Here is a 17,680-nt window from a genome sequence, read left to right on the forward strand (position 1 = left end):
CGATCTATAATGTTAAAAAAAGCGATTGCCTGCCTGCTGGTTTTAGCCGGTGTATGTTCGTTTCACACCAGTGCAGCAGACAGTAAAAACGAGCAGTTCGTAAATGTAAATGTTTTTAATAAAGTATATTATGGAACCGTTACGAAGAATGCTGATGCCGGAGAAGCTATTTTCACTCCTGCCGGTAAATCCGCTGATTTTCTTCAGATAGAAGGAAGATGGGATGACGATGCTTTTTCCGGTGACTGTGTCATTTCTTACAAAGATGGAGAATCAGCAGAAGTTCAGTACAAAGACGGTCTGATTTCAGGAAAAATAAAAGAAACAGACCCTGACGGCATTTTTTTGAAATATTCTGCCATTGCCGGAAAACCATACAAAAAAATTAAATCCTATTCTGCCGATTCCAAAGCAGCATCTGTAGACTGGTTTTATCTTTGTACTCCAATCTCAGAATGGAAAGCAAATGCCCGGTCTATACCTTATACAGAATTAACAGAAAATCCTTACGATCACGTTGATCATCCAATTGAGGTTGAAGGTGAAGTTCAGGAAATCTACGAAAGCACAAAATATGCCTATTTCAAGATCAAAGATGATGCCGGCAATCCTTATCTGTTTCGTGCAGTAACATTAAAAACAGATAAATTTGCTACTCCATGTATTCCAAATCTTTCCGTAGGTGACAGGATAAAAATTTACGGCGTTTATAATGGTTTGTCCGAGATTTCGGACAGCTCTACCATTTTATATCACCGCCTGCTCGGTTACAAAAAGTCATTTGATTCCTTTAAGGACTGGATTATTTCAGAAGATACCATGAAACAATACAGCGATCTGGTATCCGTTACAGATGTCGAAGCTCTTGATTCTCTTCCGGAATTTACCACGATCTGTGGGGAGATTGAAGACGATGACACCACCGCTGATCCGATGCACCTGACGAAAGATTACAGAGAAATCTGCAAATATCCTCTTTATTATGCTGACTCAAAAGTTTCCGTAACCGGCAAAGTTGTATATGAAAATGCTGATGCCGAGTCAAACAATCTGGTTATGCTGTTATCTGAAGAGGGCACAGGACATATCTATTCATTATCCATGAAAATGAAAGACTATGTTTCCTATCTGGATAAGAAGATCACCTGCTCAGGAACCTTCAATGGAAATAACAAGATTCCTTACTGCAATCCGAACAGTCTCTCTGTCGGGTATGCACTTTTTCCAAATATTACTGTTGACAAGATTCAGGATTGATTTCTTTAAAAGGAAAAGACTTATGAAAACACGAAATTATGGTATTGATTTTCTTCGAATGATTTCTATGATTATGATCGTCATGCTCCACACTCTGGGGCATGGCGGTATTTTACGTTCTGTTTCTTTTTTATCGGTACATTATCAGATTGCGTGGCTGCTGGAAGTGATTGCCTTCGGTGCTGTAAATACTTACGCTATGATATCCGGATTTGTCAGTGTTGATTCTCATTTTAAGATTTCAAACATTCTGATTCTTTGGCTTCAGGTCTTATTTTATGGAATCCTGATCAACACCGTTTTCTTTTTTCTGCTTCCGGAAAGCAGAAATACATCCGGCTGGATACAAGCACTCTTTCCGGTCACCCGAAAAGAATACTGGTATTTTACTGCTTATGCAGGAGTGTTTTTTCTCTCCCCATTCATCAATCAGATGTTTCGGAATCTCTCCGAAAAGCAGATAAAAACTTTATTCTATTTTACTCTTGTCGTATTTTCTGTGGTTCCGACCATTTCACAGACTTTTACACCGCAGCAGGATGTTTTTTATATGGGCGACGGATACAGTGTTTTCTGGCTCACACTGATGTATCTTCTCGGTGCGTGCATCAAAAAACTGAATCTGGTCTCTCACTCTAAAAAGAAAAAATACTTTATCTTATATTTTTTCTGCATTTTAATTACATGGAGCAGCAAAATTCTTGTTGAAAAATTTTCGATCAGCGGATTTACTCTGGATTCTTCTTTTTTGATTCACTATACATCACCTTTTATTGTACTGGCGGCCATATCATTGCTCCTCATTTTCGGCAGCATGAACTTTTCCGAGTCCGTCAAAAAAATGATCATGCTGATATCACCTCTTTCTTTCGGTGTCTATCTGTTGCATGATCATCCTCTTGTCCGCAGTTATGTTATGACAGACCGTTTTGCTTTTATCACAAATGGTTCTGTTTCAAAAATGCTCTTATTCTTTTTCGGAATTATCCTTGCCATTTTTGTTGTTGGCTGCTGTGTAGATGCGGTTCGAAGCAAACTGTTTCAGTTACTTCACATACGCAAATCCTTAAGTAAGCTTGACCGATATTTTGATGTCTGAACGATTATGGGCCGCTGTGTAACCATTTCAGACAAGTCGAATCATTTACTGCCAAATCTGTAAAAATATTTTTAAACATTTCTGTTTTTCATGCTTGCAATCAGTCTTCGATAGGATTCTTCCAGATCTGTTTCCGGCTGCCATCCAAGTGCCATCAATCTGGTGGCAGCCAGATGCATTTTTGTATCACTGGCATATCCAAATTTATTTTCCTTTGGAATATCAAATACAACTTCTATCGGCTTTTCTGCAATCTTCTCTGCAACAAATTTTGCCATATCTGCAATCGTAATATGCGATTTCTCATTCACCACATTATAGGCCTGCATATTTTCGCCTTTAACCAGAATGGTCAGCAATGCCCGTACTGCATCCGCCGTATAGCAATAATTTCCTTCGGATTTTCCTTCTGTATGAAGTACAATATCACTGCCCTTCATGGCACTTCTTGCAAACTGTGCAAAAACACGGTTTTCTCCCGGCAATACTCCTGCACCAAACGTCTGTGCCAGCCTTGCGATCTTCACCGGAACTTCATACTGCGTTCCATAGGCAACACACATGTTCTCACACATACGCTTGCTTTCCGGATAATTGCTGCGTAATGCCAGCGGATTTAAATAGCCCGTCATTTCCTCTGTTACCATCTGATCATTCTGTAAATTTAATGCCCCATACATCTCCATCGAAGAAACATAAACCATGCTTCTGACCTGTTTTTCCTTTGCAAGTTCCAGAAGATTCTCCGTTCCGTTAAGGGATGTTCGAATCACATCCACCGGTCTGCTGATCATAACCTTTGAAGTTGTAATACTCGCACAGTGGATGATATGATCAATCTTATCATCCACTTCAACCGGCATCGTAATATCTCCGATCACCAACTTTAAATCCTCTCTCTTTAACAGCTCACCGAAAAGTTTTTCTGCCTTCTCCTGATTACGCACAAGTGCCAGAATTTTGATGCCGGCCTCTTTTCTCCGATTACAACACTGCAATGCTTTTACCAGCAGAGAACCAATCAGCCCGGTCGCCCCTGTTACCAGAACTGTCTTGCCCTTCAGCTCTTCCAATGGAATATCACTCTCTGAAATACGATCCAGGTCTTCCTGTAAAATAGAATCGTCTGCACTTTCCTGTAAAATTTTATTATTCATTTTGCATCTCCTTGTCTGTTACTGTAGCCGCCTTACTGTTCTTTTTTAGAATTGTATATGTAAAATGTAAATAACATCCTGCATAAATAATTACTATATACTTGTCAAGTCCCCCATTTGAAAACAGATAATTTCCATAAGTAAATAAACTAAATAATATTGCCACCGAAGAATATTTTAAATAGTCTTTATTGATGCAAGTAAGTATAACCAAAAGTATTTCCAACGGATATGCATATCTTTCATGCATTGCCGGTAAAAACAATACACAAGTCCAGATAAACCAGCTCGCAATACATACAAAATTTTCAGGACGACTACAATCTAACTTTCTTTTCATAATAATATACAATCCCATGCCACATATGCTTGCCGCCATAACGATTGCTGCCGTTTTCAGCCATTCATAATCATTTCCTACAAACATCCAAAAACTCGGAAAATTCACATGCATATACTGGAATGTACCTGTCTGATTCGCATAAATTCTAAACGGATCAAGTAAGCTCCGTCCCTGGACAAAAGCACATATTCCAGATATCCAGAAGGTGAACACGGTAATAAGAAGTTCAAATATGCTAAATTGTTTTTTATAAATATAGAAACATATAATAAATGGAAAAATAAATATTGTCTGCATTTTAAACGCAAATGCAATACCTAAAAAAACAAATGCACTGTGATATTTTCCCTTATACAAATACAGTAATGTAAGAATGATAAACGTCGTATAAATAGAATCGCATTGTCCCCAGTAAGCAGAATTAAGAATAACGGTCGGCAACATGATCACTACTGCAAACGTAACAAAAAATACTTTATCGTTTTTTTCTTTTTTGCTCAATTCGCATGCAAATATAGCTGCTGATATTGCCATGCAAAAATCAAAGAAAATCGATAATATTTTATAGTAATAAATGCTCTTGTCTCCTATATATGTAAATAACGCTACTATTGTCTGATATAATATATTGTAATCTCCAACCTGATTTTTTAAACTATGGATGCCTCCGTTATCCGCTATTTTTTGAAACCATCCCAGAAAAAACCATGTCATGTCACCGGAAACAAAATCTCTTCCCGCATAACGTACAACAATTGCCAGACCTGTAATTGCCAGCATAAATAATATATTAACATTTCGTTCCACAAATTCTACAATTTTTCTTTCTATTTTGAACATTTCTTTTCCTCCGCCTTTTCATTTGTCTCCCATGTGCGTTCACTGATAATGTATCGAGGTCTTGCTTTTACCTCCATATAAATTTTTCCGATGTATTCTCCTAATACCCCAAGACAAATCAGCTGTATTCCTCCCATAAAGCATACGATACATACCGTACTGGACCATCCGGCTACGGTTCTTCCTAAAATTGTTGCAACAACCGCCCAGATAATTCCTATAAAACTTAAGGCAGAAACTCCAAGTCCAAACCCTGCAATCAAGCGAATCGGTTTTACACTCAAACTTGTAATTCCATCAAACGCCAGTGCAAGCATTTTTGAAATCGGATAATGAGATTCTCCGGCAAGTCTTTCGTGCCTTTCATAATAAACGCTCGTACTTTTAAATCCTACCAGTGGAATCATACCCCGCAAGAATAGATTGACTTCTTTAAAATTTGCAAATTCCTTTAATACTCTGGCTGAAACCAGTCGATAATCTGCATGATTGTACACAATCTCTCCCCCAAGTTTATTTAATAGCTTATAAAAAGTCTGAGCCGTAAATCTCTTAAAAAATGTATCTGTATCACGATTGCTTCTTACACCATATACAATTTCGCAGCCCTCATGATAACGATCCACCATCGCTTCCATAGCAGCTATATCATCTTGTCCGTCACAATCAATTGAAATAGTAATGTCCGCAACATCCTTTGCTTCCATCATTCCTGCCAGAACAGCATTTTGATGTCCTCTGTTTCGGCTCTGACAAATCCCGATGAAATGTTCGTCTTTCTCCGAAAGTTCCTTAATCAAATCCCATGTTTTATCTTTACTTCCATCATTCACAAACAAAATTCTGCTGTTTTCACTTATTTTATCTTTTGTGATCAATAAATTCAGCTCTTCCAGAAACATTTCTGATGTAATAGGAAGCACTTTTTCTTCATTGTAACAAGGTATTATCATATATAATCTTGGTTTCATTTTTTCTCCTCAAATGCTTTTACAATCTGCTTTTCTTCTTTATCTCACTGTTTAATTTTTCTATTCCAATTGCTGCTAAAATACAAAATACCGGAGCATATGTATACAGATATCTGGCTCTCGCTTCGAAAAGAACTTCAAATAAGGTCAGTCCTGCAATGGAAAGCATCAGCACTATAATCTCCTGCCGATTTTCTTTTCCCAATCCCGAAACAGCAGCCGCACCCAGCACAAAAACCCAGATACTCTGCATTACTGTTACATAGATATCATAATATTTGTGATCTGCATAATATATATTTCTTAGAAAGACAGCTATATGATTATCAGGCTGCGGAAAAACAACCATAAAAAAGTTTCCTTCTCCGCCCCATGCATAAGTACCATCATTATAGACAGTAAGCATCTTTTTTGCTAAAAATCGAAGATAACCTGCTATTCCCATATCTTTCATTCTTTCAAAAGTTCTTTGTATATTTGCTTTTTTTCTTTCCTGTGGTGTTGCAAAAGATTTTGAATATGTCACATCATCCTCTGAATAAACACCTCCCCCTTCTTCATTATTTCCCATCATCAGAAAATGGGACATTCCAAATGTCTGGCTTGAATCCAGAACAATTTTACTTCTTTCACAAATCATGTTAACACTTGCTTTTATCGTTATTAGTGAAAGAATAAAACATCCTGCCAAAATTACAATCTGAAGAAGTTTTTTCTTGTCTTTTAAATAGCTGAAGAACCGGATGATAAACAATGCTATCAACATAATAAAACATTGTGGCTTGATATTATATCCAATGCAGCCTACAATCACCGCAATAATCTTTGAAATCCAATCCATTTTTTCCGTTTTATTTGGTTTCATAAACAAATAAAAGGTCAGTACTGGAAAAATCAATCCTAATGAATCTGAATAAAAAATTACATTCCACGGAGATAGTCCAAAATTCAAAACAGCTAATATAAAGGCAGCAAATGCAATTTTTTTCTTAAAAATAAGATTTGCACTTTTATATGTCAAATAGCACGCAGCAACGTTTATCATGGAATTAAGAACAGCAAAAACCATTAACTGTACAATTTCATTCTCATTGGCAAATAAATTACTGAAAGAAATAATAGCTGACTCTATAAACAACAACAGTAAATTATTGGGGTACATAGAAAATGAATATCTTTTAACAACATCTGCCCTATTTCCGCTTACAAATATTTTTGCACTGTTATAAATTGCTCCCGCATCCCATCCAGGTTCAAAAACTATATTATATGCAATAAAAATTTGAATAACAAACAATACTATTAAAGAAATTTTTACAACTAAATCATAGTTCCATGTTCTGGCTTCTTTTTGCTTTCTATTTTCTTTATATCTCCAGCAATATATAACCAACCCAACTAAAATGAATCCCACTAAAATTACAATATTGGGAACCAAAAATCCCTTTTTCATTCTATAGCTGCACCATTGTCCAAATAATATCAACAAAAATATTATTCCAACTATAAGTGCATACAATTTTTGCGTTGCCTGATAAGTAAACTTTTTCACTTTTTCTCCTCCGATTTTATTATATTTCTTTTGTATTATACCTTACTTTTTTTGCTTTTTAAAGCTCACAGTTTATAAATTATTTTTACTCCATTATCCTTTTCATTTTTGAAAAGTTTTTTCTGCTCTTTTTGATATTTCCAATTTTCTTCCAAAAGTATTCAAAAAGATTGACAAGCATCACTTATTCATTTATAATAAGCACAAACAATTTTTATTTCATTTTTTAATCTGACTTTCATTGCCGTTCGGCAGGAAAATCCAACAAAATCAAATACCTGCACAGGCGGCTTGAAGAAACTGTATTTTTATCTGTCTCATAAGAAAAATTTTTATATTCAAGTTGTTCTGTGTCAGGTGAACTCACTTATCACTTAACAAAAGAAAAGGAGCAGCCTATGGGACAAACGGATATTACAGAAAAAATCCTGGAAGATTATAATGATGTATTTGCAGATATTATAAACGGACTGATTTTCAACGGAGAACAGCGAATCTTACCGGAATCTCTGGAAAATACTCAGGTTCATTCTCAATATAAAGCAGAGGATGGAAAAGTTCATGAACTGGAGAGGGATGTTGCAAAATACTGGAAAGACAAAAAAGTAGAGCTTGCAATCTGTGGAATTGAAAATCAAAGCATTGTAGAAAAAAATATGCCATTCCGTATTATAGGTTATGATGGTGCTTCATATCGCAGTCAGTTATTAGAAGAACGTAAAGAAATCCTGCCAGTTATGACAATTGTATTGTACTTTGGTACAAACCGTCACTGGTATGGCAAAAAGAATATCAAAGGATTGATGAAAATTCCAGAAGAACTGAACGATTATATCAATGATTATGAAATGAAAGTATTTGAAATTGCATGGCTCACAGAAGCAGAGATTGACCGCTTCCACAGTGATTTTAAAATCGTAGCAAATTTCTTTGTTCAGAAAAGAAAAAATAAAAACTATATCCCGGATGATCCGACAGAAATTCGCCATGTGGATGAAGTACTGAAACTTCTTCAGGTCATGACCGGTGATGAACGTTATCTGACAATATTTCAGGAAAAGAAAGGGGTTCGAAGTATGTGTGACGTAGCAGAAAGACTTGAAAAAATGGGCATTGAAAAAGGCTTGAAGCAAGGTATTGGAGAAGGAATTAAGCAGGGAATTGAGCAGGGAATTGAGCAGGGAATTGAACTCGGTAAAACTGCCGGTATCCACGCTGAAAAAGTTCGCGTATATAAACGCCTTATCGAAAAGGGATTTTCAGAAAAAGAAGCACGTGAAATCGCCGAACTTCCAGAAACACTGAATGTATAATTTTTATCTCATATATTAAAAGAGCTGCCACTCCGGTGTTTTTTCACCTTTGTGGCAACTCTTTTAGACTACTCTTTTATTTCAGAATTGATACTCTCGATTCTGGTTTATTTTGTAATCTTTACGCTGTTTTTCTGACCTTTTTTACTCAGAAGTTTCTTGTAGCTGTTTAATTTCTTAGCCGGAACTTTAATCTTGCAGTTCTTATGGATTCCCTTGAATGCATTCTTTCCAACGCTCTTCAGAGATTTGGATTTGATTGTAATAGTCTTCAGATTTTTAGCTCCGCTGAATGCATTTGCACCGATCTTTGTTACCTGACTTCCGATGACAACTTTCTTCAGTTTTCTGTTATTCTTAAATGCATTCTTTTCAATTCCAACAACTTTGTATCTTCCGTTTGCCAGTTTTACGCTCTTTGGTACGTTAAAGCTTGTATTGTTGGTTTTACGCGGTTTTACCAGAACTACTGTCTTTTTCTTTGCGTTTGTTACGCGATAGATACCTTTTCCTACCTTCGCTTCTGTTCCAACAGTTGGATTTTTAGAATCGGTTGAAGGAGTTTCCGGCTTTTTATCCGTTGACGGTGTCTCTGGCTGTTTATCGGTTGACGGTGTTTCTGACTCAGGTGCTTTTTTCTGAAGTTTAGCTGCTGCTGCCTGCAGATTTTCAAGTACCTTCTCTAAGTCTGCTTTCGTTGCCTTTTCATCTTTTGCTGCGTTTGTAGCTGCTTCCAGAGCTTTCTTATACTCTTTCCAAGATTCTGGTGTATAATCACTTTCCTTCTTGTCTTTTAAAGCAGTAAGTTCATCATTGATTTTTGTAATCAGTTCATCAATAACCTGCTGTTCGATAAATACCGTAACCTCACAGGAAGCACTGTGCTTTCCATCTTTAGTGGTTACTGTAATCACAGCGGTTCCGTTTGCAACTGCCTTTACATTTCCTTTTTCATCTACTGTAGCTACTTTGCTATCCGAAGTCGTAAATGTTACATTCTGGTTTGCACTATCCTCCGGATTTACTTTTACGTAGATTCTTTCTGTCTGATCTTTTTTGCTCAGGCTCATTTTCTGTTTATTGATCTGAATGCCTGTTGCTTCTTTACTTTCTTTTGAGAATACGAATTTATCAATTCTTGGTCCTTCTTTTTCTGTTCCTTCAAAAACTAAAGTGCCATGACCTTTTTTTGTTACATTAATGGTAAATTCTGCAGTATGTACCTGTGTTGCACCGGCTTCTCCATATACATCCAGACTTCCACTCTCTACATTAGTACCCTTCCATGAAAATACATTTGGATTTCCGCCTGCCTCTGTACGTCCACTCTGATAAGTAGCCTTCACTTTATACTGTCCTGCTGCCGGAGCATAGAAGTTCATGGAAATAGTATCTCCATTCATAAACCAGTCGACCACTTTTCCGCCACTTGCTTCAGATCGTTCCACTACATGTACATGGTTGGTAGAATCTCCATTTAACGGCTTCAGTGTAAAGTCCTCTGCCTCTACTTCTGTTTCTTCTCCTGCTGTTGGAAGAACCATTCCTGTGCTGCCTGTTGAAACAAGTTCATTCTTAGCTTTTACAAGTGTATTCAGGGCCGTTTTCTTCTGTTCATCCGTTGCCTTTTCATCGAATAACAGATCCTTCAATGTGGAAACTGCACTCTGGAATGCATTTGCACTTGTTGCTTCATAGTCTGCAAGATTGATTTCTTCTGCTCTTTCCATTATTTTATCTACATTTGGATGATACAATGTTACATGTGTATAACTGTCTGTATCGAAAGATGCTTCTGAATTTTCTGCCTGCATCAATGTGAAATAAAAGTCTTTTCCATCAGCACTTCTGTCATTCTCCAGTCCTGTCAGAGTAATTGTCTTTGATGTTTCTCCATCTTCAAACGTTACGGTTCCTGTCAGGTTGATATAGTTTACTCCTTGTTCTGCCCCTGCTGACTGTGTTGAATATCCAACAGTAACTTTTCCATGTGAACCTGCAGTACGTGTAATTTCAACATCATATGTTCCGCCATACAGCAAATCACATTCTTTTTGTTTCATACTGAAGATACCGGAACCATCTGCATACCAGATCTTACTGATACCAAGTGCCTGTGAAGTTCCCACAAGTTTGATGGTATGCTCTCCATATGCAAGTTCTTTCGTCGTATACAGCAGGGCTCCCATTTTTCTTGAAGCCTGTTTTGTACTTACCGTATCAACTTTTGTTCCATCAATGTAAACGTCCATGTTTCCATGATTTGGATCAGCTGTTCCAATAACCCATGCTTTTGTTCCTGTAAATTTAAAGCTGGCTGTTACACCTGCATTTCCCCATGCAGAACCCTGTGCTGCACCATCTTCATCTGCTTCGAATGTCCAGTTACCTTCTCTTGTTGCCTTACTGATTCCTATCTTTTTCAGGTTAGTCGGAAGTACCGTACTTCCTGATGATTCTACTTCGAATCCTTTTGCTGCTTTGTATACGCCTACATTACAGATCTTCGGTGTTGCTTTTGCCCCTGTGATATTGATACGTACTGCGGTTCCTTCTACTGCTTCACTGCGGCACAGACGCTTTGCAGAAATCGTAGCTCCTTTTCCGAAATCATGCCATCTTCCTGTTACGTCTTTATATTCTACTGTGAAAGAAGAAATCGTCTGTCCTTTCTGGATATATTCCTCGATAGAAACAACATCGAATTTCTTAATACCATTCAGATTAATCTCCAGACTTCCTGTTGTCTTACCATCTTCCGGTGCCCAGTATGTTTCATCATATGTCTGACCTTCCGGAATCGTATCAATTACTTTACTTGCCGAAAATTCTTTGGAATTTCCCCATACAGAAGTTGCACTTGCTGTTACACCTTCTTCTTTGGTAAAGTCCTCATCAAAGGTTTCCTGAATGTTGCTTCCAAACTCTTTAAAACGGTTTAACTGTGTTTCTCCTACCTTACCCTCTTTATTTGGAGACAGATTCATAAGTAAAGTTGCACCTCGTCCCACGGTACGGAAATAAATATCTGCAAGATCTTTTTCTGATTTTGTCGTACTGTCTCCTGCTGAATCTCTCCAGAACCATCCTGCCAACATTTTCGTGTCAACTTCCGGTACAGACCACTGTACACCTTCGCTCACACCAATATAAGCTCCATCGGATTTTGGTAATTCCTCATAGTCTTCACCAATATTGATCTTTGCCCATGTTTCATTAGATGCCCAGCCTGATTCGTTTCCAATCCAGTGGATACCACCCGTTCCTGCCAGTGCTTTATCTTCAGCACCGTTCTTACCATTTACCGCTTTACCTGTTCCAAATACCTGACAGTGCGGATTATTCTCTCTGATAGCACCCAGGATTGCTTTCCAGTCGTATGTCTGTCTATTACTTGCACTTCCCTGTGCTCCATCCATCCACCATTCTACAAAACGGTCAGAACGGCGTTTTGGATTATTATTGCCATATTTATAGCTTCCATCTGCTTTTTTTGCCTGACAGATTTCATTGATCCATGCTACATACAGTTTATTGTAATCCGTGAAAGTTCCTTTCTCACTTCCTTTATTATGGTTGTTTTTCTTATTGTTGTTATCGCCGAAACATCCATATTTATCTTCATAGATATCCCATGGTGAAAGATAACAGCCCATATCCAGATTATACTTGGTACATGCATCTGAGATTTCTTCCAGAATATCTCCTTTGCCGTTTTTATAGTTTGTACTTGCTATATCATAATCCGTATACTCACTTGACCACAGACAAAATCCATCATGGTGTTTTGCTGTGAGGATCAGACGGCTGAATCCAGCTTCTTTTACCGCTTTTACAAGAGATTCTGCATCAAAATCTTTCGTCAGAGTAAAAAGATTTACCGGAGCAGTCTCTCCATACTTTTCGCCCCACTCAACGTTATTAAATGTATTCGGTCCGAAATGACAGAATGCTGCTGTCCCCTGTTTCATGTACCAAAGCTGTTCATCATTCGGTGTTGCTCCCCATGCTGCAGGCTCTGCCACCGTCGTGTCATTTAAATCTGCATCTGTTACCATCTGAGCATCTGCTGCAAATACCTGACTCATCGGTACTGCCGGTCCGGAAATAACCACTGCAGCTGCTGTCATAACAGACAAATACTGTTTCCATCTTTTCATAAAAGCCCTCCTTAATTTGCTTATACAAAAAATTAATTATGTCCAGTTCATATTAACATCTCATGTGCTTTTTTTCAATTACTATTTACTAAAAAAAGCTGATTACCGGAATATTTTTTATCTATCCTTCCAATAATCAGCTTCCTGTTTCTTTTTTCTTTTATACGATTTGCCCTGTAATTTTCTATTTTATATGATGCCAAGGGCAAATTTCCAAAATTATGGATGACACAGGAGTGGTTTTATGGTTTTATGGCTTCATGCCCCACTCCGCTATGAGCAAAAAAGTGGAGCATAAGCATCTTTTGTCTATCCTGTTCCAATCCTCTATTTTACAAATCTGTTTACTATATAAGCGTTTGCTTCTTTTTCTTCCTGATCATCCAGCGGCTGAAGTTTGATTTCTTCTCCATATTTTCTCTCCAGTGCTTTCTCTATCAGCCAGTCACAAACCTGTGGATTTTTCGGCAGCAGTGGTCCGTGCAGATAGGTGCCGATCACATGCTTGTATACAATACCTTCATAGCCAGATTCACCGTCGTTTCCGGAACCATACAGGACTTTGCCAAACGGCTGGTTATCACCGATATCGGTACGTCCGCCGTGATTTTCAAATCCAACGACCGGCATATCAAAGAGATCACTTTTCAGCACGATATTGCTGATCAGTCTTCCCGGTTTCTGCTCCGTGTGGAGTTTGACCAGATGCAGTCCTTCCATGCGGCCTTCGTCCGTCTGATAGTAATCTCCAAGCAGCTGATAACCACCGCAGACAGCGATCACAACACCGCCGTCTTCCACATAATCTTTAAAGTTTTTCTGGATCTGCTGCAGTCTTTTGCAGACGATCATCTGCTCACGGTCAGAACCGCCTCCGAGCAGCACAATATCCAGTTTGGAAAAATCTACTTCATCTTCCAGTTTAAATTCCAGCGTTTCTGCTTCAATGCCTCTCCACTGGCAGCGTTTCATCATGCACTGGATATTTCCCCGGTCTCCGTAGAGGTTCAACAGATCCGGATAAAGGTGTCCGATTGTAATTTTCATAGTTTCTGCCGCCTCCTACGCTTTTTCCTGTTCTAATTTTTTCAGGATATTGTGAGTGTCATAAAGTGCCGTATAATTTACCAGCACGTACAGATTTCCGGTTCCGTCTGCAATGCGGCTGCGGATCGCCTTTTCTACATCCGGTTCCAGCCTGGATGGAATATCAACATATTTCAGACGCAGACGCATATCCTGGCATCGGATTCCGCTGACCGTGATCGACGCTGCATTCATATCCTGAAAACGATCAAAATCCACATCCCAGAGCCAGGAAATATCCGTGCCATCCTGATCTTTATCGTTGATCAGCACGATGATATCTTTCGGTTTGTCATCTTCCTGCACTGCGGAAATATTCTGGTTAAATCCAGCCGGATTCTTTGCAAGGTTCAGCAGAACATCGGTATTTTTGATGTGAAAATGCTCCATACGTCCGTTCTGCGGATTGTAGTCTGCCAGCACTTTGTTGTAATTCTTTAATTCCAGACCGGCTGTGCGAGCTGCTGCATAGGCTGCCAGAATATTATAAACGTTGTAGAATCCACGGTAGTTGGCTTTTATTTCTCTGTTATCCACATCGAAGGAAAGTTTTCCACCGCTTTTTACGTTTTCAGCATCAAAATCGAGCTTCGGTCTTTTAAATCCGCAGTTCGGACACTCATAATCCCCAAGCTGACTGTAATGGTAAAAATGGTAATTCAGCTTTTCTCCGCAGCATTTGCAGAACTGACCTTCCCGGATCTCTCTTGCATTTTCTTTTTCCTGCTGACACTGCTTTCCGATACCAAATGTAACATATTTGTTACCGGAATCTTTTGCAAGAAATGCCGAAAGTGCATCATCGCCATTTACGACAAGTGTCATATCAGGAGCCATATGCATGGCTTTTTTGAGCAGTTCCATCGTAATATCAATCTCCCCGTAACGGTCGAGCTGATCACGGAAAAGATTGGTCAAAATCATATAGTCCGGTTTAAAATACGGCAGAACTCTTACTGTTGATGCCTCATCAATCTCAATACACGCATAATCCGCATCCAGTTTTCCGTTCCATTTCGCTGCCAGCACGAATGCCGATACGACACCGTTGAGCATATTGGAACCGGTGTGGTTGCAGATCACTTTCTCACCTTCTGCCTCGATTGCCGAGCAGAGCAGATTATTGGTTGTCGTCTTTCCGTTTGTTCCGCAGGTGATAAAAATCTTTTTCCGCACCTGCCCGGAAAGTTCCATCAGGATTTTCGGATCTATTTTAAGTGCAATTTTGCCGGCCAGGGTTACCCCCTGTTTGCCGGCAAGTTTACATACTACACATGTTGCTTTTGAAATCCAGATTGCAAGCATTCTTCGCAAAATCATGGTCTTCCTCCAGTTTGATTACTCCTGTGTTGTCTCTTCGTTTTTGATTTCTTCGTCGTTTTTCTCATCTTCGATCATTTCGTCTTCGATTTTTTTGATGATATCTTCGCTGTCTGCTGAAGTTTCACGGACTTTCGCAATACTTGCCACAGATACGTTCTCCGAAAGATTCATAAGTTTCACACCGGATGTCACACGTCCAAGAACGGAAATATCGCTGCACATCATACGAATGACAATGCCTTCGGTATTGATCATCATGATCTCGTCATCCATATGGAGGTTCTTAACACCGATCACATTTCCTGTCTTCTCCATGATCTTATAACATTTCACACCTTTACCACCGCGGTTCTGGCTCTTGAACTCATCGATCGAGGTCAGTTTTCCCATGCCGTTTGCAGATACGATCAGAAGGTGATCTCCCTGTGTATTGAGCTGCATACCAATGACTTCGTCGCCGTCATTAAGCTGCATGCCGATGACTCCCATCGCCGTACGTCCCATGCTGCGGACATCGGTTTCCGAGAATCGAATACACTGACCGTATTTTGTTACCAGGAAAATATCTTTCTTGTTGTTGGTCAGCTTGACTTCGATCAGTTCATCATCTTCACGCAGGCTGATGGCTGCAAGTCCTGTCTTTCTTACGTTTGCATAATCCAGAAGCGGTGTCTTTTTCACAATACCCTTTCTGGTTGCCATAAACAGATATTTGCCCTGCTTGTACTCTTTGACCGGGATCATCGCCGTGATCTTTTCTTCCGGTGCGAGCTGAAGCAGATTGACGATCGCCGTTCCTCTTGCCGTACGGCTGGCTTCCGGGATTTCATATCCTTTCAGGCGGTATACTTTTCCGGTGTTGGTAAAGAACATCAGATAGTGATGTGTATTCATCATCAGCAGTTCTTCGATGTAGTCATCTTCGATGGTCTGCATACCCTTGATGCCCTTGCCACCGCGGTTCTGAGCCTTGAAATTGTCAACACTCATACGTTTAATATAACCAAGTTTTGTCATGGCGATCACAACATTTTCACGCGGGATCAGATCTTCTGTAGAAATATCATACATATCAAATCCAATGGAAGTTCTTCTCTCATCACCATACTTATCTGCGATTTCCATGATTTCTGTTTTGATCACGCCAAGCAGAAGATTTTCGTCTGCCAGAATGGCTCTCAACTCCTTGATTTTTGCCATCAAAGCTTCATACTCTGCTTCGATCTTCTCTCTTTCCAGACCGGTCAGTGCACGCAGACGCATATCTACGATCGCCTGTGCCTGTGCATCGGAAAGTTCAAAACGTGTCATCAATGCTTCTTTTGCAAGTGCTGCTGTTCTGGATGCACGGATAATGCTGATGACTTCATCAATATGATCCAGTGCGATCAGCAGACCTTTTAAGATATGTGCACGTTCTTCTGCTTTGTTGAGTTCGTACTGTGTACGTCTTGTAACAACATCTTCCTGATGTCTCAGATAATGCTGGAGCATCTCCAGAAGATTCAGAACTTTCGGCTCTTTGTTTACCAGTGCGAGCATAATCACACCAAAGGTATCCTGGAGCTGTGTATGTTTGAAAAGCTGATTCAGTACGACATTTGCGTTGACATCTCTTCGAAGCTCAATGTTGATACGCATACCTTCACGGCTTGATTCATCTGTGATCGCTGTGATTCCGTCAATCTTTTTATCACGTACCAGTTCTGCCATTTTTTCGATCAGTCTGGCCTTGTTTACCATGTACGGCAGCTCCGATACCAGAATACGGCTCTTGCCGTTTGGCATGGATTCGATTTCTGTTACGGCACGCACACGGATCTTGCCGCGTCCTGTGCGGTAAGCTTCCTGGATTCCTCTTGTTCCGAGGATCATTGCACCGGTCGGGAAATCCGGACCTTTTACGATATCCAGGATTTCTTCGATCTCCGTCTCTCTGCCTTCTTCAATGCGGTTGTCGATGATCTTCACAACGGCTTTTACAACTTCACGCAGATTATGCGGCGGAATGTTCGTTGCCATACCTACGGCGATACCGGTCGTACCATTTACCAGAAGATTCGGAAATCTTGCCGGAAGTACATCTGGCTCTTTCTCCGTTTCATCGAAGTTCGGTGAAAAATCTACCGTATTTTTATCGATATCTGCAAGCATTTTCATGGAAATTTTGCTCAGACGTGCCTCCGTATATCGCATGGCAGCAGCTCCGTCGCCATCGACAGAACCAAAGTTTCCGTGGCCGTCTACCAGCGGATATCTGGTTGACCAGTCCTGAGCCATATTTACCAGTGCTCCGTAGATGGAGCTGTCTCCATGTGGATGATATTTACCCATGGTATCACCGACAATACGTGCACATTTACGGTGCGGCTTGTCAGGTCCGTTATTCAGTTCGATCATGGAATACAAAACTCTTCGCTGCACCGGCTTCAGACCGTCTCTTACATCCGGCAATGCACGTGCTGCAATAACGCTCATTGCATAATCGATATAAGATTCTTCCATGGTCTTTTTCAAATCCACGTCATGTATCTTATCAAAAATATTGTCTTCCAACAGTTTTTCCTCCTACTTCCGAG

At 39.5% G+C, this 17,680-nt stretch carries 11 protein-coding genes; 3 read left to right on the forward strand and 8 right to left on the reverse strand.

All coding sequences use genetic code 11. The annotated features are described in order from the left end of the window. Positions 1 to 9: 9 nt before the first annotated feature. Both GPK60_RS12185 and GPK60_RS12190 read left to right on the forward strand, forming a co-directional pair. Positions 10 to 1,257 (forward strand): hypothetical protein, encoded by a 1,248-nt coding sequence (locus tag GPK60_RS12185; RefSeq protein ID WP_215660348.1) that lies wholly within the window; start codon positions 10 to 12, stop codon positions 1,255 to 1,257. 22 nt (positions 1,258 to 1,279) lie between these two features. Beyond that, positions 1,280 to 2,356, forward strand: coding sequence for an acyltransferase family protein (locus GPK60_RS12190; RefSeq protein ID WP_215660351.1), 1,077 nt, complete (start codon positions 1,280 to 1,282; stop codon positions 2,354 to 2,356). A 71-nt stretch (positions 2,357 to 2,427) separates the two neighbouring features. Here the strand turns inward: GPK60_RS12190 and GPK60_RS12195 are convergent, their stop codons facing one another. The 4 genes from GPK60_RS12195 to GPK60_RS12210 are packed head-to-tail and all read right to left on the reverse strand — an operon-like array spanning position 2,428 to position 7,219. Beyond that, positions 2,428 to 3,513, reverse strand: coding sequence for an NAD(P)-dependent oxidoreductase (locus tag GPK60_RS12195; RefSeq protein ID WP_173898435.1), 1,086 nt, complete (start codon positions 3,511 to 3,513; stop codon positions 2,428 to 2,430). Next, positions 3,506 to 4,696, reverse strand: a complete 1,191-nt coding sequence (locus tag GPK60_RS12200; RefSeq protein WP_215660354.1) for a hypothetical protein — start codon at positions 4,694 to 4,696, stop codon at positions 3,506 to 3,508. The genes GPK60_RS12195 and GPK60_RS12200 overlap by 8 nt, the downstream gene beginning before the upstream one ends. Further along, the gene (locus tag GPK60_RS12205; RefSeq protein WP_215660356.1) at positions 4,684 to 5,667 is read right to left on the reverse strand and encodes a glycosyltransferase family 2 protein; all 984 of its coding nucleotides are present in this window, start codon (positions 5,665 to 5,667) and stop codon (positions 4,684 to 4,686) included. The genes GPK60_RS12200 and GPK60_RS12205 overlap by 13 nt, the downstream gene beginning before the upstream one ends. Positions 5,668 to 5,686: 19 nt before the next feature. Further along, positions 5,687 to 7,219, reverse strand: a complete 1,533-nt coding sequence (locus GPK60_RS12210; protein WP_215660359.1) for a glycosyltransferase family 39 protein — start codon at positions 7,217 to 7,219, stop codon at positions 5,687 to 5,689. A gap of 398 nt (positions 7,220 to 7,617) precedes the next feature. Here GPK60_RS12210 and GPK60_RS12215 point away from each other — a divergent pair, with 398 nt between their 5' ends. Continuing rightward, the gene (locus GPK60_RS12215; RefSeq protein WP_215660361.1) at positions 7,618 to 8,532 is read left to right on the forward strand and encodes an Rpn family recombination-promoting nuclease/putative transposase; all 915 of its coding nucleotides are present in this window, start codon (positions 7,618 to 7,620) and stop codon (positions 8,530 to 8,532) included. Between the two features lie 107 nt (positions 8,533 to 8,639). Here GPK60_RS12215 and GPK60_RS12220 read toward each other — a convergent pair whose 3' ends face one another. The 4 genes from GPK60_RS12220 to gyrA all read right to left on the reverse strand — a co-directional run bounded on the left by GPK60_RS12220 (position 8,640) and on the right by gyrA (position 17,657). After that, positions 8,640 to 12,692 (reverse strand): alpha-L-fucosidase, encoded by a 4,053-nt coding sequence (locus GPK60_RS12220; RefSeq protein ID WP_173866479.1) that lies wholly within the window; start codon positions 12,690 to 12,692, stop codon positions 8,640 to 8,642. A gap of 327 nt (positions 12,693 to 13,019) precedes the next feature. Continuing rightward, positions 13,020 to 13,739 (reverse strand): glutamine amidotransferase, encoded by a 720-nt coding sequence (locus GPK60_RS12225; protein ID WP_215660364.1) that lies wholly within the window; start codon positions 13,737 to 13,739, stop codon positions 13,020 to 13,022. 15 nt (positions 13,740 to 13,754) lie between these two features. Then, the gene (locus tag GPK60_RS12230; RefSeq protein ID WP_022118264.1) at positions 13,755 to 15,098 is read right to left on the reverse strand and encodes a Mur ligase family protein; all 1,344 of its coding nucleotides are present in this window, start codon (positions 15,096 to 15,098) and stop codon (positions 13,755 to 13,757) included. Between the two features lie 18 nt (positions 15,099 to 15,116). Further along, entirely contained in the window at positions 15,117 to 17,657 is a 2,541-nt protein-coding gene (gyrA, locus tag GPK60_RS12235) for a DNA gyrase subunit A (RefSeq protein ID WP_215660367.1), read from the reverse strand. Between the last annotated feature and the right edge of the window lie 23 nt (positions 17,658 to 17,680).

The organism is Ruminococcus sp. MCC718, assembly GCF_018783905.1.
In the GTDB taxonomy this organism is placed as follows: Bacteria; Bacillota; Clostridia; order Lachnospirales; family Lachnospiraceae; genus Hominisplanchenecus; species Hominisplanchenecus faecis.

Coding starts and splice junctions, on each gene's coding strand:
- GPK60_RS12215 (WP_215660361.1), top strand. CDS start 7,618: ATGGGACAAACGGATATTACAGAAAAAATCCTGGAAGATTATAATGAT.
- GPK60_RS12220 (WP_173866479.1), bottom strand. CDS start 12,692: ATGAAAAGATGGAAACAGTATTTGTCTGTTATGACAGCAGCTGCAGTG.
- GPK60_RS12225 (WP_215660364.1), bottom strand. CDS start 13,739: ATGAAAATTACAATCGGACACCTTTATCCGGATCTGTTGAACCTCTAC.
- GPK60_RS12195 (WP_173898435.1), bottom strand. CDS start 3,513: ATGAATAATAAAATTTTACAGGAAAGTGCAGACGATTCTATTTTACAG.
- GPK60_RS12200 (WP_215660354.1), bottom strand. CDS start 4,696: ATGTTCAAAATAGAAAGAAAAATTGTAGAATTTGTGGAACGAAATGTT.
- GPK60_RS12205 (WP_215660356.1), bottom strand. CDS start 5,667: ATGAAACCAAGATTATATATGATAATACCTTGTTACAATGAAGAAAAA.
- GPK60_RS12230 (WP_022118264.1), bottom strand. CDS start 15,098: ATGATTTTGCGAAGAATGCTTGCAATCTGGATTTCAAAAGCAACATGT.
- GPK60_RS12185 (WP_215660348.1), top strand. CDS start 10: ATGTTAAAAAAAGCGATTGCCTGCCTGCTGGTTTTAGCCGGTGTATGT.
- GPK60_RS12190 (WP_215660351.1), top strand. CDS start 1,280: ATGAAAACACGAAATTATGGTATTGATTTTCTTCGAATGATTTCTATG.